The sequence below is a fragment of the Burkholderia sp. Ed8 genome, from assembly GCF_040761425.1.
GTDB classification, from domain to species: domain Bacteria; phylum Pseudomonadota; class Gammaproteobacteria; order Burkholderiales; family Burkholderiaceae; genus Burkholderia; species Burkholderia seminalis.
The window spans coordinates 1,046,615-1,067,496 of sequence record NZ_CP142889.1 but is presented as its reverse complement, the minus strand read 5'-3'; the positions used below and the strand labels follow the sequence as shown (position 1 = coordinate 1,067,496).

15 protein-coding genes and 2 pseudogenes are annotated in these 20,882 nt (G+C 65.8%); 2 read left to right on the top strand and 15 right to left on the bottom strand.

The genetic code is table 11. From position 1 onward, the window contains the following. Positions 1-12: 12 nt before the first annotated feature. From VXM69_RS39015 to VXM69_RS38965, 11 genes are all read right to left on the bottom strand, one after another. The gene (locus VXM69_RS39015) at positions 13-1,173 is read right to left on the bottom strand and encodes a polysaccharide biosynthesis/export family protein (RefSeq protein WP_367190577.1); all 1,161 of its coding nucleotides are present in this window, start codon (positions 1,171-1,173) and stop codon (positions 13-15) included. A gap of 119 nt (positions 1,174-1,292) precedes the next feature. Continuing rightward, entirely contained in the window at positions 1,293-1,691 is a 399-nt protein-coding gene (locus VXM69_RS39010) for a hypothetical protein (RefSeq protein WP_034190963.1), read from the bottom strand. Next, positions 1,691-2,143, bottom strand: coding sequence for a protein tyrosine phosphatase (locus VXM69_RS39005; protein WP_059557916.1), 453 nt, complete (start codon positions 2,141-2,143; stop codon positions 1,691-1,693). The genes VXM69_RS39010 and VXM69_RS39005 overlap by 1 nt, the downstream gene beginning before the upstream one ends. Positions 2,144-2,151: 8 nt before the next feature. Beyond that, a complete protein-coding gene (locus tag VXM69_RS39000; RefSeq protein ID WP_034190961.1) occupies positions 2,152-3,522 on the bottom strand; it encodes an undecaprenyl-phosphate glucose phosphotransferase in 1,371 nt (456 codons plus the stop codon). 41 nt (positions 3,523-3,563) lie between these two features. Further along, positions 3,564-5,087 (bottom strand): mannose-1-phosphate guanylyltransferase/mannose-6-phosphate isomerase, encoded by a 1,524-nt coding sequence (locus tag VXM69_RS38995; RefSeq protein WP_367190576.1) that lies wholly within the window; start codon positions 5,085-5,087, stop codon positions 3,564-3,566. Positions 5,088-6,376: 1,289 nt separating this feature from the next. After that, complete coding sequence (pntB, locus tag VXM69_RS38990) at positions 6,377-7,789, bottom strand: Re/Si-specific NAD(P)(+) transhydrogenase subunit beta (RefSeq protein WP_034190959.1); 1,413 nt, start codon at positions 7,787-7,789, stop codon at positions 6,377-6,379. Positions 7,790-7,802: 13 nt separating this feature from the next. Continuing rightward, positions 7,803-9,401 carry a Re/Si-specific NAD(P)(+) transhydrogenase subunit alpha gene (locus VXM69_RS38985; protein ID WP_049035768.1) on the bottom strand — a complete coding sequence of 533 codons (1,599 nt, stop codon included), beginning with the start codon at positions 9,399-9,401 and terminating at the stop codon, positions 7,803-7,805. A 584-nt stretch (positions 9,402-9,985) separates the two neighbouring features. After that, positions 9,986-12,067: a putative bifunctional diguanylate cyclase/phosphodiesterase gene (locus VXM69_RS38980; RefSeq protein ID WP_367190575.1), complete on the bottom strand. Its 2,082-nt coding sequence runs from the start codon at positions 12,065-12,067 to the stop codon at positions 9,986-9,988. Between the two features lie 543 nt (positions 12,068-12,610). Then, complete coding sequence (locus tag VXM69_RS38975) at positions 12,611-13,501, bottom strand: pirin family protein (RefSeq protein WP_367190808.1); 891 nt, start codon at positions 13,499-13,501, stop codon at positions 12,611-12,613. A 166-nt stretch (positions 13,502-13,667) separates the two neighbouring features. Next, entirely contained in the window at positions 13,668-14,579 is a 912-nt protein-coding gene (locus VXM69_RS38970; RefSeq protein WP_175027287.1) for an NmrA/HSCARG family protein, read from the bottom strand. 145 nt (positions 14,580-14,724) lie between these two features. Then, positions 14,725-15,630, bottom strand: coding sequence for a S9 family peptidase (locus VXM69_RS38965; RefSeq protein WP_124609307.1), 906 nt, complete (start codon positions 15,628-15,630; stop codon positions 14,725-14,727). 102 nt (positions 15,631-15,732) lie between these two features. On the opposite strand from VXM69_RS38965, the pseudogene VXM69_RS38960 reads away from it, so the two are divergent. Together VXM69_RS38960 and VXM69_RS38955 are read left to right on the top strand one after the other, a co-directional pair. After that, positions 15,733-16,547 (top strand): annotated as a pseudogene (locus tag VXM69_RS38960) (IS5 family transposase); the annotation flags it as partial. 106 nt (positions 16,548-16,653) lie between these two features. Further along, positions 16,654-17,550 (top strand): LysR family transcriptional regulator, encoded by an 897-nt coding sequence (locus tag VXM69_RS38955; RefSeq protein ID WP_124609306.1) that lies wholly within the window; start codon positions 16,654-16,656, stop codon positions 17,548-17,550. A 2-nt stretch (positions 17,551-17,552) separates the two neighbouring features. On the opposite strand, the pseudogene VXM69_RS38950 reads toward VXM69_RS38955, so the two are convergent. The 4 genes and pseudogenes from VXM69_RS38950 to VXM69_RS38935 all read right to left on the bottom strand — a co-directional run. Further along, positions 17,553-17,648 (bottom strand): annotated as a pseudogene (locus VXM69_RS38950) (IS481 family transposase); the annotation flags it as partial. Between the two features lie 79 nt (positions 17,649-17,727). Continuing rightward, positions 17,728-19,104: an MmgE/PrpD family protein gene (locus VXM69_RS38945; RefSeq protein WP_367190574.1), complete on the bottom strand. Its 1,377-nt coding sequence runs from the start codon at positions 19,102-19,104 to the stop codon at positions 17,728-17,730. Continuing rightward, positions 19,101-20,009 (bottom strand): polysaccharide deacetylase, encoded by a 909-nt coding sequence (locus VXM69_RS38940; protein ID WP_124609304.1) that lies wholly within the window; start codon positions 20,007-20,009, stop codon positions 19,101-19,103. The genes VXM69_RS38945 and VXM69_RS38940 overlap by 4 nt, the downstream gene beginning before the upstream one ends. Then, positions 20,006-20,875: a polysaccharide deacetylase gene (locus VXM69_RS38935; RefSeq protein ID WP_175027290.1), complete on the bottom strand. Its 870-nt coding sequence runs from the start codon at positions 20,873-20,875 to the stop codon at positions 20,006-20,008. The genes VXM69_RS38940 and VXM69_RS38935 overlap by 4 nt, the downstream gene beginning before the upstream one ends. Positions 20,876-20,882: the final 7 nt, after the last annotated feature.

Here is a 20,882-nt window from a genome sequence, read left to right as displayed (position 1 = left end):
GGTTCCGGCGGTTCATTTCGCGACCAGCGCGCCGGTCATGCCGGCATTGATGGCGGGCAGCAGCAACGACAGCACGCGGCTGAGTCGGACGAGGCCGTTGCCGTCGACGTAGACGACGTCCTTCGGCGCGAGCCTGAAGTCGTTCGCGAGCACCATCGCGACCGGCGACTTCGCGTCGAGATGAAACACATCGGGCGTGCTCGAGCCGCGACCGCGAATCACATAGACCTGCGCGGTGTCGGCGGTGCCGCTGTTGAAGCTGCCGGCCTGCTGCAATGCGTCGCCGAGCGTCAACGAACCGTCGCGCAGCGGCAACGCGAGCGTCGGCTTCGCGACCTCGCCCATCACGAATGCCCCGCTGTCCTCGCGCGACTGCACGCGCAGCACGTCCCGGTTGCGCAACAGGATGCGGGCCGGGTCGATTCGTCGTGCAACGAGCTGCGACAGATTCAGCACGTAATGCTCGTCGCCGCGCATCAGCTCGATCCGGCTACGGTCGGCCGTGGGTTGCAGGCCGCCCGCGCGATCGAGCGCCTCGATCAGCGTCATCGGCACGTCGTTGATCGGCTGGCCGCCCGGATTGCGCACCTCCCCCTCGACGTACACCTGCTGGCTGCGGTACGACGTCACGCGCACGGTGACCTGCGGATCGCGGAAGGTCTTCGTCAGCGCGACGCGAAACGCATCGCGGACCTCGGTCGTCGTCCGGCCCGCGACCGCGATCGTGCCGACATACGGAAACTGCACGCTCCCGGTGTCATCGACGACGAAGCCGTTGACGGGATCGCTCGGCCGTTGCGTCGACGACGACTGGCTCGTCGGCGCCGCGGCGGACAGCTCGGGGTGATCCCACACCGTGATCTGCAGCACGTCGCCGGCGCCGATCCGATAGCCGCCCTTCGCGCGCTCGCGCAGCAGCGTGTCGACGTTCTCGGCCGCATCGCTGTCGTCGCGCATCGATTTCAGCAGGTTGACGTCGATTTCCCGGATCGGCACATCGAGCGACCGTGCCGGCTCGCCGTTACGTGTGCTGGCCACCGGCAGCGCCTGCGAACCGGTCATTCGCATGCCGGGTGCGACCGCACATGCCGTCAGGAACACGGACAGCACGAGCGGCGCCAACGCGCGCCCCCGTCTGCTGCCTGTCGATATCACGTCGAATGCATTACCCATTGCTGCCTCGTCTGTCGCGCTGTCGTTCATGCCGTCCGTGGCGCGTTGCTCGCGGTTGTTTTCATGACGTCGGTCGAGGGCGCGACTCGTCTCGCCCCCGTCCCGTGCCTGCCGATCGATCACCATGGCGAGCGGGACCAGGGCGGCACGATGCCCGGCCAGTCGCCCGCCGTGCCGCCGGCCCCGGCGGGTGTCCGAATCGGGACGCGTCGCGCACTGCGCGCGCGATGCACGGTCGGCATGCCCAGCGCATCGCTCGACAACGCACGCATCTGCCGCTCGACCGGCAGCGGCGCATAATTGCCGGCCGACGGCACGGCGACGCCGGATGCGACCGCCGGCTTCGCGATCGAACCGCGCCAGGGATTCGACGTGTGTGACGCGGGGTCCACAAGACCGGTGATCCACCGCGGCGGATTCGGCGCAGCGCTCGTCGCGGGGCGCGCCGCCGGCGCGCTACCATGCGCGGCCGACATGCACGCCAGGCCGGCGAGCAGTGCGAAGTGGCGAGCGCGCATCAGCGGCCTCCCCGTGCGATGGCCGCCGGAATCCGCGCGATCCAGTACGCGACCGCGCGCTCGATGTGATGCGCCACCGCATCGAACACGTCCGCCGACTTGCCGACGGGATCCGCGATATCGCGCTTCGTCGCATGGTCGAGCTGGAATACGCGACCCCGCGCGAACGGATAGCGGCGCTCGATCTCGCGGCATTGCACGAGCGTCATCGCGAGAATCAGCTGCGATGCGCGCACGTGGCCGAGATGCACCGGCTGCGCGATATGGGACGTGATGTCGAAGCCGCGTTCGCGCATGACGTCGATCGCGGCCTGTGCGGCCGGCCGCCCGGCCAGCGCGATCAGCCCGGCGCAATGCACGTGCACCGACGGCAGTGCGCGCGCCAGCATCGCGCTCGCCATCGGGCTGCGGCATGCATTGCCGTCGCAGACGACCAGAATGCGTTCGATCATGGCCGGGCTCAGTAGGCGTTCGGATGAACGAAGCCCTTCAACACCGTGGCGGCGACAATCCTCATGTCGAGCCCGAAGGACCAGTTGCGCAGGTAATAGAGGTCGTGCTGCACGCGGCCGACCATCTTGTCGAGGTGATCCGTTTCGCCGCGATAGCCGTTGACCTGCGCCCATCCGGTGATGCCGGGCTTGATCCGGTAACGATGGATGTAGCCCTCGACGAGCGGCCGGTACAGATCGTCGTGCTCGATCGCGTGCGGCCTCGGCCCGACGACCGACATGTCGCCGCGCAGCACGTTGAAGAACTGCGGCAGCTCGTCGAGGCTCGTGCGGCGCAGGAACGCGCCGATGCGCGTGATGCGCGCGTCGCCGCGCGTGGCCTGGCGCACGATGCCGGCCTGTTCGGCGTGCACGCGCATCGTGCGGAACTTGTAGATCCTGAACACCCGGCCATCGGCGCCCTTCCGATACTGCGTAAACAACACCGGGCCCGGCGACGACAACTTGACCGCCAGCGCGATCAACCCGAGCAGCGGCGCCAGCGCGACGAGCGCCGCGGCCGCGAACACACGGTCGAACAGCGCCTTCTGCATCAACGCGCGATGCGACATCGGCGACGCCACCAGGTTGATCGCGGGCATGCCGACGAGATCCATCATCGTTCCGCCGAGCAGCGCGATGCTGCACATGTCCGGCATGAAGCGGATATTGATCAGGTCGTCGCCGAACGTCTTCAGGACCCGCCGGATCGTCTGTTCCTCGGAGATCGGCAACGCGAGCCAGATTTCCGTCGCGGCTTCGGCGCGCACGGCCGCGGCGAACTCGGCGAAATCCGCGATCGCCGGGATGATGCCGCCGGCCCCGCCCGCGGGATCGTGGAGCACCACCGGGCGGAACCCGCTCGCAGGGGACAGCGCGAGCGTTTCGATCACCCGCACCGCATGCGCGCCGTTGCCGACGATCGCCACCTTGCGAAGATTCAGGCCGGCATGCCGCACGTGCGCGAGCATCGTGTAGGCAGCCAGGCGGATCACGACGAATCCGCATCCCGCGATCGCCGTCCAGTAGACGAACCACAGCCGCGACACGTGATCGACGCGATGCATCGCGAACAGCAGCACGAGATTGCCCGCCTGCACCGCGACCCATGCGGCACTGATGCGGCTGATCATCGCGATCCACGACCGCCCGCGCCACGACTGGTACACCTGGAATGCGGGAAAGACGGCAAGCGTCAGCATCGCGACGAACGGGACGACCATCGCGTCCGACCGGCCGAGCGTATCGTCATCGAACCGCACATGCGACGCGGCGGCCGCCGCCAGCACCACGACGAGTGCATCGAACAGGCGCGCAACAATCGACTGAACTCCGAACATGATTCTTCTCCAGGCGGCGCGCGACGGCGCCGCATTTGCCGTCACACGCGCCCGTATGCATCGTCGAAGCGCACGATGTCGTCTTCGCCGAGATAGCTGCCGGTCTGCACTTCGATGATTTCCAGCGGCAAGCGCCCGGGGTTCTCGAGCCGGTGCCGCACGCCGATCGGGATGTAGGTCGATTCGTTTTCGCCGAGCAGGAATTGCTCGTCGCCGCGCGTGACGGTCGCGGTGCCTTTCACGACGGTCCAGTGCTCGGCGCGGTGATGGTGCATCTGCAACGACAGACGCGCGCCGGGATCCACCACGATCCGCTTGACCTGGAAGCGTTCGCCGCGGTCGACCGAGTCGTACCAGCCCCACGGGCGCCGCACGAGCCGGTGCGTCTCGGCTTCCGCGCCATGTTCGGCCTTGATCCGGGCCACGAGCGACCTGACGCCCTGAACGTGCTGCCGGTCCACGACCAGCACGGCGTCGGGCGTTTCCACCACCGCCACGTTGCTGACGCCGACACACGCGACGAGCCGGCCTTCCGAATGCGCATAGCACGCAGTCGCGTCCTCGAACATCACGCGTCCGCGCCCGGCGTTGCCGTCCTCGTCCTTGTCGAGCGCGGCCCAGACGGCGTCCCACGACCCGAGGTCGGACCAGCCTGCATCCAGCGGCACCGCGACGGCCACCGGCGGTTCGGTCATCGCGGCCAGCCGCTCCATGACCGCGTAGTCGATCGAATCCGACGGGCTCGCGGCGAACGGTTCCGGCGCCGGGTGAAAGCAGCCGTCGTCCGCGCGGCCATCGCGGATCGCGGCGACGCACGCTGCGTGAATGTCCGGTGCAAGCGCCTCGATCGCGCGCAGCCAGACACTCGCCCGGACCACGTAAATGCCGCTGTTCCACCAGTGCGAGCCCGACGCGACGTACTGCGCCGCGATTTCGGGCGCGGGCTTTTCGACGAACGCATCGAGCGTGTAGCCGCCGGCGGCGCCGTCCAGCGAGACCTGGCCACCGGTACGCAGATAACCGAAGCCCGAATCGGCATGCGTCGGCCGGACGCCGAGCGTCGCGATGCACCCGAGCTGCGCGTAACGCAATGCGGTTGCCATCGCACGCTCGAAACCGGACGTGTCGTGGATCGCGTGATCGGCCGGCATGACGACCAGCACGGCGTCGCCGTGCTCGGCCAGCGCAAGGGCTGCCGCGAGCGTCATCGCGGGCGCCGTATCGCGGCGCGCCGGCTCGACGACCACGCGCGCCCGCAGGCCGCCGGCCGCAAGCTGCCGCACCGTGGTGTGCCGATGCGCGTCGCCGCATACGACCTGTGCAGCAGCCAGCCCGAATGCCGACCCGAGTCCGCTCACCCTGCGCAGCGTCGATTCGAGCAGCGTTTCGTCGCCGACGAGATGCGTGAGTTGTTTCGGGTGCTGCTCGCGGGACATCGGCCACAGCCGGGTTCCCGACCCGCCGGCCAGGACCACCGGCACCACCGCGCCCGCGGCGACACGATGCCGATCCTGAACGCCCGGATCGGCATGGCACGCCTTGTCGACCAACTCGATTTCACTCATCTCATGTACTCCTCAACATCCACCTTTCCCATCACGACACCGCATGGCACTACCTGTCCCTTGCACCCATTGCCTTGCCTGCGAGCATGTCCGTGCTGACGCCGGACATGCTCCGCCCTCGGTATCCCGATACGTCGACAACATTCATCCCGGACGTCACCCGTCCATCGATGAATTAATCAATAAATTCGCATTCCTATATGTAATGGAACGCGCGGTTACCGGACGAGCGATTCGATTCCCGCAAGGAACCCGGACGATGAACGGACTGCGAATTGCCTAGGCGCACGCCTCCGCACCGATGCACTGTCGCCGCGATGGCGTGTCGGCCCGGTTCGGCATGGCAATGAAAATGCCGCGTCCGAGCCATCCCGAACGGATTGGCGCATGAACGCGATTGATCACGTGAAGGCCCGGAATCGACCGCTTCGCCCCCGCGTCGCGTCCGGATATCGGAATAAGGATGTGATTCATGATCGGTCTAACGTTATGGTATTAACTACTTCGGCACGTGCCATTTAACGCACGATCCGTGCCATTGCATCCCTTTCTTTTGCTGCAACGCAGAAAAACCTCGACAAACCAATGACCTATGTCCGGAATTGAAAAGGTATGAATAAATAGAAATAATCGGGTTTAACGTTTGCGGGGATGAAACGCTCTCGCCCGTTACGTAACGATGCGCCGTAACGCACGCCGGACGGGAACATGGCACGGAACACCCGGATCGTTGCGATTGCGGAACGGGTGCGGCCGGAGAACGCGGCCTGAACGACAGATTCACCGCACATTGCAGCGCGTATCGGAATGCGGTGAATATCGGCGGCCGGTAATCCGCAATCCAATCCAAAAAAACCTGTCAACCGATTTAAATACCGGCAAGGTGCGCTGGAAATGGCGGATGCCTCGCCATCGTTTGCATACGACAGCGCGACAAAAATGGATCGACGGCCGCGACGCGTGACGCAAGCGGCGTGGAATCGAACGGGGAGCGTATCGGTCGCGCGCGCAGTGCGGCGCGTGTACAAGCCTGGACAGGCAGGGATCCCGGGATGTTTCGGATGTCGTGCCCGGGGAAGAGCGACGCCATGCCCGGTCGTGCATGATCCGGATCGTCCGGTCGATCACGTCGATCGATTCGCGCACGACGTATCGCGCGCCGTGGCCGGACCGCTGGCGACCGCGGAGCACTTGCGCATGGCCTCGCCCCGCGGTGCACGTGTTGGCGGCGACGGCCGGGCGTTGCCGGCCGTCGCGCGCTCCGTCACTGACTCAAGTTCGCGCTCGCATCAGGCCTTCAGCATGCCGAAGACCTCGCTCAGCATCGACTTCGCGTCGCCGAACAACATCCGGTTGTTGTCCTTGTAGAACAGCGGATTGTCGACGCCCGCATAACCCGAAGCCATGCTGCGCTTCATCACGATCGACGTCTTCGCCTTCCACACCTCCAGCACCGGCATGCCGGCGATCGGGCTCGTCGGGTCGTCCTGCGCCGCCGGGTTCACGATGTCGTTCGCGCCGATCACCATCGACACGTCGGCCTCCGGGAAGTCGCCGTTGATCTCGTCCATTTCGAGCACGATGTCGTACGGCACCTTCGCTTCGGCCAGCAGCACGTTCATGTGGCCCGGCATGCGGCCCGCGACCGGGTGAATCGCGAAACGCACGTCGACGCCCTTTTCACGCAGCAGCTTCGTCAGCTCGAACACCGTGTGCTGGGCCTGCGCCACCGCCATCCCATAGCCGGGTACGATGATCACGCGCTTCGCCTCGCGCAGCAGCTCGGCCGTTTCCGCGGCGCTCACCGCCACCGCCTCGCCGGCCGGCTGCGCGCCGCCGCCGGCTGCCGCCGGCGCGCCTGCGCCGCTGCCGAAGCCGCCCGCGATCACGCTGATGAAGTTGCGGTTCATCGCGCGGCACATGATGTACGACAGGATCGCACCGGACGAGCCGACCAGCGCGCCGATCACGATCAGCAGGTCGTTGCCGAGCATGAAGCCGGTGGCCGCCGCCGCCCACCCCGAGTAGCTGTTGAGCATCGACACCACGACCGGCATGTCCGCGCCGCCGATCGCCATCACCATGTGCACGCCGAACAGCAGCGAGATCACCGTCATCACGACGAGCGGCAGCATGCCGTCCTGGATGCTTTCCGCATGCAGGAACGCGCGGCCGAAGTAGATCACGATCAGCAGCGCGGCCAGGTTCATCCAGTGCCGCGCCGGCAGCAGCAGCGGCTTGCCGCCGATCTTGCCCGACAGCTTGCCGAACGCGATGATCGAGCCCGCGAAGGTGACCGCGCCGATCAGGATGCCGACGTAGATCTCCACTTCGTGGATGGCCTTCTCGGCGCCGGTGAACTGCAGCGACGTGTCGATGTAGCTCGCGAAGCCGACCAGGCAGGCGGCGAGACCGACCAGGCTGTGCATCAGCGCGACCAGTTCCGGCATCTGCGTCATCTGCACCTTCTTCGCGGCGTACAGGCCGACGGCGCCGCCGACGACCAGCGCGGCGACCACGTACGGAATGCCCGCGGCCGACACGCGCGGGCCGGCCACGGTGGCCAGCACGGCGATCAGCATGCCGATCATGCCGAGCAGGTTGCCGCGACGCGCGGTTTCAGGGTTGGCCAGCCCGCCGAGGCTGAGGATGAACAGGATCGCGGCGCCGATATAGGAGACGGTAGTCAGGTTTGAAGTCATTGTTGTCGTCCCCTTATTTGCGGAACATCGCCAGCATGCGTCGCGTGACCGCGAAGCCGCCGAACATGTTGACGGCCGTGAGCGTCAGCGCGCCCACCGCCAGGCCGAGGATCAGCCCGGACGGGCGATCGCCCGCGTTGGCCAGTTCACCGAGGGGCGGCGCGACCTGCACGAGCGCGCCGATCGCGATGATCGACGAGATCGCGTTGGTCACGCTCATCAGCGGCGTGTGCAGCGACGGCGTGACGTTCCAGATCACCATGTAGCCGACGAAGCACGCGAGCACGAACACCGTGAAGTGCGACAGGAAGCTCGCCGGCGCGTACTGGCCGACGACCAGGAAAGCCAGCGCGCCGACCGCGAACACGATGGCGAGCGCCTTGGCCGACATCGGCTCGCCGCTGTGGCCATGGCCCTTGGACTTCGCGGGCGCGGCCGCCGCGGGCGCCGCCGGGGGCTTCGGCGCGACGACCGCCTGCTTGATCGGCGGCGGCGGCCACGTGATGTTGCCGTCCTTGATGACGGTGAGGCCGCGGATCGCGTCGTCGTCGAAATCGACGTTGATCGTGCCGTCCTTGGCCTTGCACAGCTCCTCGACCACACGCAGCAGGTTGGTCGCATACAGCGTCGACGACTGCCGCGACAGGCGCGACGCGAGATCCGTGTAGCCGACGATCGTCACGCCATGGCGCACGACGGCCTCGCCGGGCACCGTGAGTTCGCAGTTGCCGCCCTGTTCGGCCGCCATGTCGACGATCACGCTGCCGGGCTTCATCGACTGCACCATCTCGGCGGTGATGAGCTTCGGCGCCGGCTTGCCGGGAATCAGCGCGGTCGTGATGATGATGTCGGCGTCCTTCGCCTGCTGCGCGTACATCGCGCGCTGCGCCTGCTGGAAGCCTTCGCTCATCACCTTCGCGTAGCCGCCGCCGCCCGAGCCTTCCTCTTCGTAGTCGACCTTGACGAACTCGCCGCCCAGCGACTTGACCTGGTCGGCCACTTCGGCGCGCGTGTCGTTCGCACGCACGATCGCGCCGAGGCTCGCGGCCGTGCCGATCGCGGCGAGACCGGCCACGCCGGCACCGGCGATGAACACCTTGGCCGGCGGGACCTTGCCGGCCGCCGTGACCTGGCCGTTCAGGAAGCGGCCGAACGCGTGCGCGGCCTCGATCACCGCCCGGTAGCCGCTGATGCCGGCCATCGACGTGAGCGCGTCCATCTTCTGCGCGCGCGACAACGTGCGCGGCAGCGAATCGATCGCCAGCACGGTGGCGCGCCTGGCGGCCAGCTGCGCCATCAGTTCGGGATTCTGCGCGGGCCACACGAAGCCGATCAGCGTGCCGCCCTCGCGCATCAGCGCCACTTCGTCGCTCGTCGGCGGGCGCACCTTGAACACGATGTCGCTGCCGGACCAGAGCTCGGCCGCCGTGGCGGCAATGCTCGCGCCGGCCGCACGATACGCGTCGTCGTCAAAGTTCGCACCGGCCCCGGCGCCGCTTTGCACGGCCACCGAAAACCCCAGCTTGATCAGTTTCTCAACCACCTCGGGGACGGTCGCTACGCGCCGTTCGCCGGTGGCTATCTCCAGAGGAATCCCAATCTGTAATGTCATATTATGAACTGTCGGTTGCGGCCGCGCGAAAAATTCAGCCCCGAGTGTCGAGTGGCCAAATTCAGGCTCCCGGCCTTGGTGAAACAGGTCAACCTGGATCAACAGCGCAGCCCTGATGCAGCCACGAACACGTTGTCTCCATCGCCAGGTTCCGTACTCGATATCCGGCGTCGGGCCGTGGGACAGCGGCATCAAGCATACCGGCCGACGCGGTTTTCTCGAAATTTATCTTCTGAATCGAGCAGCATTCGTTTCATGAATCCCGTGCCGAGGATTCAGCGACAGTCTGACCGTTTCGGTTTACTCGTTCAAGTCGCGTGTGATCTCCGCACACGCCCCTTTCCCGGCGAGGCTTCGAAGGAATCGGTTCCGCCGACGGAATACATGTCGGCCGGGCTTCACGATATGGCCCTTTAACTCGCACCGATCCATGCACTCATCGCACCCGACCACGCGTTGCGCCCCTGATCGCCGCCGCCCGATATTGCTTGCTTCGGCGACTTCACGCACGGCTGCTCGGCGGTCGCGCGCCGGCCGTCGGCTTGTCGCTCATCGGATTTCACAACCGAATCATGACGACGGGATCAAGCGCTCCCGATCGCATTGCCTTGCGCGGTCATGTCGATGAAATGCTCCGCCGGCATCGGACGCCCGAGCAGGAAACCTTGCAGCGAATTGCAGCCGAGCGTGGTCAGGAACTGCTGCTGCGCCGTCGTTTCAACGCCCTCCGCGACGATCTTCAGGTCGAGTGCCCGGCCGAGCGCGACGATCGCGGAAATGATCGCGGCATCCTCGGTGTCGTGTTCGAGATCGCGAATGAACCCGCGGTCGATCTTGAGCTCGCTGGCCGGCAGGCGTTTCAGATAGAGCAGGCTCGAATAACCCGTTCCGAAGTCGTCGATGGAAATACGCACGCCCATGTCGTGCAGCTGCTCGAGGATTCTCAAGCTGGCGTCGGCATCGCGCATCGCAGTCGATTCGGTGATTTCCAGCGTCAGGCAGCGCGGTTCCAGCGCGTGCCGCTGCAATGCGGCCTGCACGACCTGGACCAGGCTCGCGTGACCGAATTGCAACGGCGACAGGTTGACGGCCATCGTCCAGTCGGTTCGACCGGCATCGCACCACGCGCGCATCTGCCGGCAGGCCTCGTCCAGTACCCACTCGCCGATCGGGACGATCAACCCGGTCTTTTCCGCGATCGAGATGAACTGATCGGGTGAAATGAGGCCGCGCGTCGGGTGCATCCACCGCAACAGCGCCTCGACGCCGATGATCGGTCCATGCGGCACTTCGAACTTCGGCTGGTAATGCAGGACCAGTTCACGCCGCTCCAGCGCCAGGCGGAGTTCCTGCACGATCTTCAGGTGCTCGCGGACATTCGCGTTCATCGATGCCTCGAAGAAGCAGTACGCGTTTCGGCCGAGCGCCTTCGCGTGATACATCGCTGCATCGGCATTGGTCATCAGGTCCCGGAAATGGCTGCCGTTGCCGGGATAGAGCGCGATTCCGATGCTGGCCGACACGCGCAATTCGTGCTCGGCCACGCGGAACGGTTGTCGAATCACCGCCAGTACCTTGTCCGCCACGCCGGCCGCGTCCGCGGGTTCGTCGACGGACACGACCAGCACGAACTCGTCGCCCCCCAGACGGGCGATCGTGTCCTGCGTGCGCAGGTTCGCGCCGATGCGCTGCGCCACGTCGACCAGCAGCAGATCGCCGACATGATGGCCATACGCGTCGTTGACCGCCTTGAATCCGTCGAGATCCATGAACATCAGCGCGAAACATCCTTTCTCGCGGTCGGTGCTCTGGATCGCCTGATCGATCCGGTCTTCGAGCAGCACGCGATTGGGGAGCTTGGTGAGGTTGTCGTGCAACGCCAGATACGTCAATTCCTGGTTGGCTTCGGCCAGCGACGTCGCCAGCACTGCCGTGCGGGACTCCAGACGCAGATCGAGGATGGAAACGACCAGCGCGATGGCGAGGATGGCCAACGTGGCGACGATGATGACCAGTGCGAGCCAGCCGGCGTCCATGCGCGAGCCGGCTGCGCCGCAGATGCTGCCCAGCGGGAACCGGGCGGCGGCCATCCCGGTATAGTGCATGCCGGCGATGGCGGCCCCCATCAGCACGGCGGACCCCAGGTTGAGCAGGCGCACGCGGGACGAGTTCGCACGCCGGATGAACACGATCCACAGCACGGCGCCGGACGCGACCACGGCGATCGCGACCGACAGGCAAACGAGCAGCAGGTCGTACCGGATGCCCGGCGACATGTGCATGGAGGCCATGCCCGTGTAATGCATTCCCGCGACGCCGGCCCCCATCAACACGGCCCCGCCGCACAGCCGGTGCCACTTCAGCGTATCCCGACAGACGAGCCACAGTGCGCACGTGGAGCAGGCGATGGCGATCAGCAGCGACAGCAACGTGATGGCCGGATCGTATCCGACCGGAATCGGCAACGCGAAAGCAAGCATGCCGACGAAATGCATCGACCAGATGCCCGTGCCCATCACGCAAGCCGCGCCGACCAGCCACCAATGTGCGGCGCGCCCCTGGGCGGTCTTGATGCGCCCGGCCATGTCCAGCACGGTGTAGGACGCCAATATGGCGATCAGGAGCGAAAGAAGAACGAGCAACGCGTTGTAGCTTGTCGGCAGCATTGTTATTTACAGATCGCTTTCGGTTCGGCGGTGACGAGATCACACGTTACACGGGGTCTGCGTGAATTCGCGTGAAGGTCGGGCACAAAAGGAAAGCGGTGCCCGAAGGAACGGACTGGTCGTGCGACCAATCAGGCGATTCCAGCGACCACCGCTTGCATGGCGGATCATAAACGCGACCTTCGGTTCAGGGAAGGATTTACCGCTGCGGGGTCGGTGAAGGACGCGGCCCGGATTGTACGGGCATCCGCGGGCATGCCATCGGGCGGCCGTGCGTCAGGCGCGGTCGCCGTGTTTGTCGATCGACGCCATCGACGGCAGACATCGACACGGGCGAGCGGTCACACCGCTCGGCGTCGACCCGATCGTCTCGCATGGTGCGCAGCAACCGCGCGGTTGACGAGTTCGGCTGTATCGCGATCAATGTACAGTCGCTCGATCGCCTCGACACGCTGCTGCGCCGGCTCGATTCCGGGTATGAGCGAGTCTGTCGATTCCGGCCGGCCTTCAGGCCAGCCCGGTGCGGGCGTTCCAATCCCGGCGTCAGATCGACTGGAGCGCACCGCTCTGCTTGCCCTCGGCACGAAGTTGACGTCCGATGCGGCGAATCTCGGCCTCTCCGCGCTGAAGCGCGTCGACACTGGTGTGCACGGAGTAGTGGCCGAGCACGAGTTCGTAGGGATGCAGAGTGGCGGAACCCAGCACGAAGCGCGTGTCGCCCTCGGCGACCAGTTCGATCACCGTCTCGGCGCGCTCGAAGATCGCGACCTCTCCACGCGTGATGCGGGATGACGCACGCAGTGCGCCATCCATCACGGAAACCCACGCGACGTCCTGCCCCGGAGGAGGAACAAACGCCCAATGCTCGCCATCCTTCAGCGTGACCACGAGGTAGGTCATCGGCGGTGCATCGACAGGGCTCGTCATGCCATCGTACGTGCCCAGGATCACGCGCACGGGGCCCGCGCCCGGAACCTGCTCCGGCATCACATATTGGCTCCTGGTCGGTGCATTCTCCAGATCTGGCGGGAGCGCGACCCAGAGCTGAAAGCCCCGCAGGGGTGCCGTGTCAAAGGTGCCCGTGTGCCACACACCGCCGCCCGCCTGCATCCATTCCACACCACCCGCGGGCAGCACCCCGGCGTTGCCCGTCGTTTCCGCATATTGGACCGCGCCGTCAAGGACGACCGTTACCGTGGCGATGCCGGAGTGCGGATGCCAGCCGAATTCAAGCGGTCGGGCGTGACTGCCATTGGACTCGAAGAGATCAAGGAACACGAACGGCTTGATCAACCGACCCAGGTCAGAGGGACTCACCAGCCGCGTAATCGACCCGTTGCCCAACCCGCGCGCGCGGCGGACGATACCACGTGAACGCTGCTCATGCTTGAGCGGAAACTGGGCGTTTTCGCTTCCCGTCGTGCTTGTTGTCATGGCATTCATCCTTGTTTTCACGTCTTCTTTCGACTTGCCGCTCGTGCGAAAGTGAGCGAATAGTGGCTGACCAACCCGCGCGTCGCGCAATACCCGGTTGGGGTCCCGCCTATCATCCGCGTCCATGACGATATCGAATCGGCATCCTAACTTCTTGCCACGCTGATCAAGCCGGCATGTTGACCTTGGCCCACTCCGCAAAGCCGGTGATCTGCCCGTTGACCAGCGCATCTGCGCGCGCCCTCTTGGCGTCCGCGTCAGGGCCGAAGTAACTGTAGTCTTCGAAGTAACCCATCATCGCGCAGACTTCGTCCGCGCCGGGATAGAACATTTCGTAGGCCTTGCCCGGCACCTGGTTCACCACCACGTTGTGGCCCTGCGCATTCAGGATATCCGCGAACGCCTGCCAGCTGTAAGCGTCGGCGCACAACGACAGAATCTGCCCCTGACCGGCTATCTCCGGATGGTCGAAGACTTCCTTGACCAACTTCCCCAGTTCGTGGATGTCGCCGGCATGGACGCTCTTGCTGTTGATATCCATCGGAACCGCCCAGGCCTTTTGATTCCCGTTCCCGGTGGGTTGCGGCGCCATCTGGCCAAGGAAATTCTGAAAGAAGAACGGCGCTTCGACGAAGCTGTAATCGGGAAAGCCCGCGTCGGCGATCACGGCGTTGGCCCGAGCTTTGTGGGTGAAGTGCGAAACCTCATACCGGCCGCCTGAAATTTCGTGAGCGTCGGGTAGCGTCGACCAGACCATGTGAGTCACGCCGGCAGATTTTGCGGCGCCGACCACATGCCTTACCTGATCGTATTCGCTCGTCCCTGTTGCGGGATCCCAGAAATTCGTGACCAGGAACACCCCATGGGCTCCGCTGAGCGCGGGCGCCAATGTGTCTACCCTGTTCAGATCTGCGGCAACCACTTCGACGCCTCGAGCGGCGAGCCGTTTGGCCTGATCCGAGCCGACATCTCGACTGATCGCCCGGACGGTATAACCGCCTTGATCGAGCAGCGCATTCACCACGCCTTGCCCCTGTCGCCCCGTCGCGCCAAACACGACAATGGTTTTTTCCGACATGGTCATTCTCCTGCGTTTTCTGCGGATTGCCGCTGATACCAAGGAGCCGAGGACATCGCTCGGGGAGCGGGATCCTCAGCGCTCGTCTCGCACCCAGTCGTAGCGGTGTGGTGCGCTCACGTGGCGTGATCGAAGTGAAACGGACTCACTTCACATGCTTGTCGAACCATGCGATCAACTGCTCCGGGTGTTCGGAGAAGTAGTTGTAGCCATCCCAGCGCCGGGTGCTGCCTTCGAGCCAGAACAGCTGCTTGTCGGCAACGGGAATGTTGTCGAAGATCGACTGTACGTCGCCGGGCTTGGTCAGCGCGTCGTCACGCACCTGCAGCAGGAAGGCCGGCGCCTGCCAGTGCTTCGCGTATTCCAGCGGCGACACCTGGTCGATCCTGAAGCTGGTAATCAGCTGCACCTCGCGGTCGATCGCCTCGAACTGGTCCGCAAGCCCCATGTACTCGAGGTTGCGCTCGACCATGGCTCGCATCGAGATCGGCTGCACGGCAACAAGCGCCTGTACGTCGGCAAAGAGCTCCGGATATCGCGTCTTCGCGACGAAGGTGGCGTTCGCACCCATGCAGCGGCTGAGCAGGCCCAGCTTCATGCCACGAGTATCGGGGCGGGACTTGACGTACTTCAGCGAACCGGCGACGTCGCGGGATTCGAACAGGCCCCACGTGAAGATGTTGCCGTTGGCCGCGCCGCTCTGGCCGTGGTTGCGCGCGTCGTAGGTCAGCACGTTGTAGCCAGCCTCATGCAGGTGCTGATATTCCCGCATGTAGTTGACCTCGATGTCATTGCCCGGAACGAACTGCCACCGCGGCAGGTGCGAGGGGAAGCCGTAGCGGTTCATCGGCATCGGGTGGTTGGCGATCACCAGCTTGTTCGATCCCGCTCGGGGAATCCACCACGCCTCCAGCGGAGTGCCGTCCAGGGACGGGAACGTGATGTCCTCGTACGCCATTCCATACTCGTCCGGCGTGTGGAGGATCGGTGCGCGGACCGGGGTGCTGAGGCCCTGGGCCAGCGTCGTGAGCATCTGCGAAGTATCGGGCATGACGGTTTCTCCTTAGAGGCCAGTTCAAAAACTCCGGAGAGGGGTTGTTTACTTCCTCGGCAAGCTGTTAACCTTGGGCATCAGAACAAGGGAAGTCCAAGGATGGAAGCGCCAATCATTGACGACGAACTGTGGATACTGATCGAACCATTGCTGCCACCTGCGAAGCTTCGCGCGAAGAGCGATCCTGGTCGTCCGCGCGTGTCCGATCGTGCGGCGCTCAACGGTATCCTGTTCGTGTTCAAAACGGGAATTCGTTGGAACCACTTGCCGACTCGTCTGGGCTTTGGCTCGGGCGCCACTTGCTGGCGGCGATTGAGCGGCTGGCAAAAGGCTGGTGTATGGGACCAACTGCACGAGTTGCTGCTCGACAAGTTGCGTGCGACCGGCCAAATCGATCTGTCATACGCTGCGGTCGATTCGTCGTCCGTGCGCGCCGTTGGGGCGGGCGAAAAACTGGCCCGAACCCCACGGATCGCGCGCGACCCGGTTCCAAGCACCACATCCTCGTAGACGCCAACGGCGTTCCTCTCGTTGCGATCCTGACTGGCGCGAACACCAACGACGTCACGCAGTTGCTGCCGCTCGTTGATGCGATCCCACCCATCCGCGGCGTTCGTGGCCGACCGCTTCAGAAGCCCGGCGTCGTCTACGCCGATCGCGGCTACGATTGCACCCGACATCGTCGCGCGTTGCGCGAACGCGGTATCAAGCCGGTGATCGCCAAGCGCCGGACCGAGCATGGCAGTGGTCTGGGCAAGTATCGTTGGGTGGTCGAACGTACGCATTCCTGGCTCCACAATTTCCGTCGCCTACGCACTCGCTTTGAGCGACGTGCCTACATTCACGAAGCATTCCTGAAACTTGGCTGCTCGCTCATCTGTTGGAACATCTTCCGACGAGCTGAGCAGGGGTTTTTGAACTGGCCTCTTAGCTATCCGATTCGGGAAGTTTTCCCAGTCCGCAGAAGATACGTCCGAGCCTTTCGTTGAACAAGACGGGCATTTTTAGTATCATCGTTCCATGAGTGGAACAATAGATCTCAACCAATTCCTGATATTCATCCGGGTCATTCAGGCGGGAAGCCTGAGTGAGGCAGCGCGACGCCTGAACCTGCCGAAGTCCACGGTAAGCCGAAAAATCTCCGACCTGGAAGACCGGATCGGCGAGCGGCTCATTCAGCGCACGACACGCAAGCTCAGCCTCACCGAGGCCGGCCGCGTCCTGTTCGAACGCGTCGGCCCCGCCATGAGCGACATCGAAGAGGCGGAGAGCGCAGTGGCGGGAATGCGTGGGACGCCCCGTGGCGTGCTGCGGGTCGCGGCGCCGATGTCTTTCAGCCCACTCAGACCGATCATTGCCGAATACCTCGCTCGCCATCCCGACGTCGCGATCGAGTTGGTGAACTCAGATCGCCTTGTCGATCTCGTCGACGAGCGCTTCGACGTCGCGATTCGGGCGGGCGCACTCGTCGATTCGTCGCTCGTCGCACGCAAGCTCGGAACAGCACAGTTCATGCTCGTGGCGACGCCCGAATACTGCGAACGCCATGGCGTCCCGAAGACACCTGCCGAACTGACGAACCACGCCTGCATCGCCCTTGGCGGTAAAGCGACGTCGCGCGTCTGGCCTTTGGAATCAGGAAGCAAACGTACCGAAGTCCGCATTACGCCACGACTGATGGCCAACGACATCGAGATGGTTCGAGTGGCCGCTCTCGCCGGCGTGGGAATCGCATGGTTACCCAAGGCCTTGTGCACCGACGATCTCGACGGGAAGCGCTTGCGGCACCTGCTCGTCGACTGGTCCTGGGAAGACATTCCGGTCTATGCGCTCTACCCGACAAGACGCCATCTTTCACCCAAGGTCGTCGCCTTCGTCGATCTGCTCGCCCAGCGGATCCGGTTGGGCAACGATTGACGTGCCGCGTGCGGCACGCTCGAACCGGATCCGGTGATCTCCCGAACCAGCTCAAATCGACGCGCGAAAGCGCGTCGGACATTCTTGTGGATGTTCATCCGGCCGGGTTCCTGGAAGATCGGGGGTTTGGCGACCTTCAGTCGCCCGGATCCCGTCCGGACGAACCATCGAACCAACCTATCGAAGCTTCACAGCCAGCCATTCGTTCATCACGCGCGCGTCCTCCAGCCGATCCAGCGCCAGGCAGGCGTCGCCCAGCGCATCGACCTGCGGCCGGTCGAACGCCATGCCCGCCAGCGTGCGATATTTCGCGAGCAAGGCCGCGTCCGGCAGCGGATTGCGCGGATCGCCGAGCGCGATCGGCACATGGCACGATACCTGCCGCCCGTCCGTGCCATGCAGGATCACCGTCGGCTCGTCGAGATCGCCGAGCGCCGGGTCGACCTCGAGCGCGATGCGCGCCAGCAGCGCGGTCACGCGCGGATCGCCGCGCTGCGCCGCGCGATACACGCCGATTCCCGTGTCCCCGAATGCAAGCGCCGCCGCCACCGCATACGGCAGGCTCATCTGCGCGGACGACAGCGTCGTCAGATCGCAACCGCCGCACATGCGCATGACGAACGCGCTCGCGCGCACGACCACCCGCTCGATGTCGCCCGCATCGAACCTGCGGCCGTTCGCGAGCTGCAGCGCCGCGTCGACGGCCGCATGCGCGCTGCGGCACGATGCGTGCGGCTTGATCGAACAGCGCATCAGCTTCCAGTGAGTGCCGAGGCCGTCGGTCAGTGCATCGGGCGCATGCGACTGCGTGGCGAACGTGCTGAAGAAACCGCCCCATACGTCGTCGAACACCCGCGCGGGGCCGCTCACGCCTTCGCGCGCAAGCAGCGCCGCGAGCACGCCGCCCTCCGCCGCCCGCCCGGCGTGCAGCCGCTTCGTCTGCGAACCGTCGTGGATGAAACCCCACAGGCCGCCCGCGAAACTCGCCGCATGGCCGAGCGCGTCGCGCGTGCGCGCGGCGTCGAGCCCGAGCACGCGCGCGCTCGCGGCCGCGGCGCCGAACACGCCGCAACTGAGCGTCGAGTGCCAGCCCGCCCCGTTGTGCGCCGCGTAGCCGCCCGCCGCTTCGAGCACGCGCCGGCCGACGTCGTAGCCGAGCACGATCGCCATCACGCATTCGCGCCCCGTCACCGGGCGGCCCGCGCACGACAGCGCGGCCAGCACGGCCGGCAACACCACCGCGCCCGAATGATCGCAGCCGCCGGAATCGTCGAGTTCGAGCGCGTGCGCGGCAATGCCGTTCACGAACGCCGCATCGCGCGCGCCCGCGGCGTGCCGCGTGCCCCACAGCGTCGCGCCGCCCTGCGCGACCGTGCCCGTCAGCGCGCGGGCGCTGCGCGTCTCGGCGGCACACGTGCCTGCCAGCGCCGCGCCGAACGTGTCGAGCACATGACGCCGCGCCTTCGCGACGACGTCATCCGGCAATGCATCGGCGGCCGTTTGCGCGACGAATGCCGCCAGCCGGGTAGCGCGCGTTTCCGGCGCCGCCGTCATCGCGCGGACGCGTCTGCCACGCAGTGCGCGAATACGTCGACCGGATGGCCCGGCGGATTGACAGGCGCCTGCGCACGCCACCAGCGTGCGATGTCGCGCCCGGTCGCGAACCACGCGTCGCCCGCATCGCGCAGGTGCGCGAGCAATGCGCGCAGCAGGTCGATACGCCCCGCCGTGCCGATGATCTCCGGATGCAGACGCACCACGCAGCACAGCCCGAACCGCCGAAACCCGTCGACATCGCGCCGCCAGTTGTCGAGCACATCGCGATACGCCGCGATGCGCGGCTGGCCGGCCGGCACCGGCGGCGACAGGTTGAACTCGAAGTACGGCTCGTCTTCGAGCTCGTAATGCAGCGGCAGCTCGACCAGCCGCGCGCCATGTGCGCCGCCGTCGCCGCGCGGATGCACGTACGGCAGATCGTCGCCGCGCCATGACGACGACCACGTGAAGCCTTCCGCCACGAGCCAGTCCGCGAAGCCGCCAGCCCAGTTTCCGGTGAACGAGCGAAACCCTTCCGCGTCGCGGCCGGTCGCATCCGCGAGCGCCGCGCGCCCGGCACGGCAGGCATCGATCTGCGCGGCGAGCGGCAGCGCATCGAAGTCTTCGCAGCGATACCCGCTCACGCCGAGTTCGTGGCCCGCCGCGCCGATCTCGCGCACCGCTGCCGCGTGGGTCTCGGCGACGATGCCCGGGACGAACCAGCTCGCGGGTACGCCGAACGCATCGAAGGTGTCGAGCAACCGCTCGACGCCGCGCGTCGCGCCGTAACGCCACACCGACAGCGATTTCTCGCGACCGGCGATACGCGGCTCGCGTGCCTGGATACCGTGAATGTCGTTGAAATCGACCGTGATCGCGACCGCGCAGCGCGCGCCGCCCGGCCACGCGGGAAGGGTCGTCATCGGCCGCTCCGTTGCGTTTGCGCCTCTCGCGCATGCTGCGCGAGCCACCAATCGGCCACTTCGCGACAACGCGCGAACCATACGCCGTCGCGCGCGCGCATATGGCCGAGCCACGCCTCGAGCAGCGCGATGCGCCCTGGCTTGCCGCACACTTTCGGGTGCAGCAGCGTCGTCAGGCACAGCCCTTCCCGGTAGACGCCGTCGAACTCGCGCATCCAGTTGTCGAGCGTCGCGTCATAGCCGGCGATCCGATCGAGCCCGGCCGGATAGTCGGGGTTGCGGTGGTACGCGAGCGACGCGTAGTCGTCGGTTTCCCAGCGCCCCGGTATCTCGACGAGCGGCGGCTCGCCGTCCGCGCCGTGCAGAAGATACGGCCGGTCGTCGCCGCGCATCGAGCTGGAATAGCGCACACCGGCCTCGCGCAGCACGTCCACCGTCGCCGCGCTCCAGTCGCCGGACGGCGTGCGGAATCCGACTGGCCGCACGCCGAGCATCCGAACGAGGATCTCGGCCGACTGCGCCATGATCTCGCGCTGCCGATCCGGTTCGAGTGTCCAGAAGGCTTCGTGCCGGTAGCCGTGATAACCGATCTCGTGGCCGCGCTCGACGATCGCCGCGCATCGATCCGGCCACGTCCGCGCGACCCAGGCGGGCACGAAGAAGGTTGCGGGCACCTCGAACGACGCCAGCACGTCGAGCAGCCGGCCGAGCGCGCGCCACGGCCCGTAACTGCCGAGCGTGAAATACGCGGGGTTGCGCCAGATCGACCCGTTGAGCATCGCGTCGCCGGTCGGACCGTCGAGATCGAACGCGAGCGCGACGCATGCACGCTTCGCGTCCGGCCAGCGGGGAGCCAGATCCGTCATCGCGCGC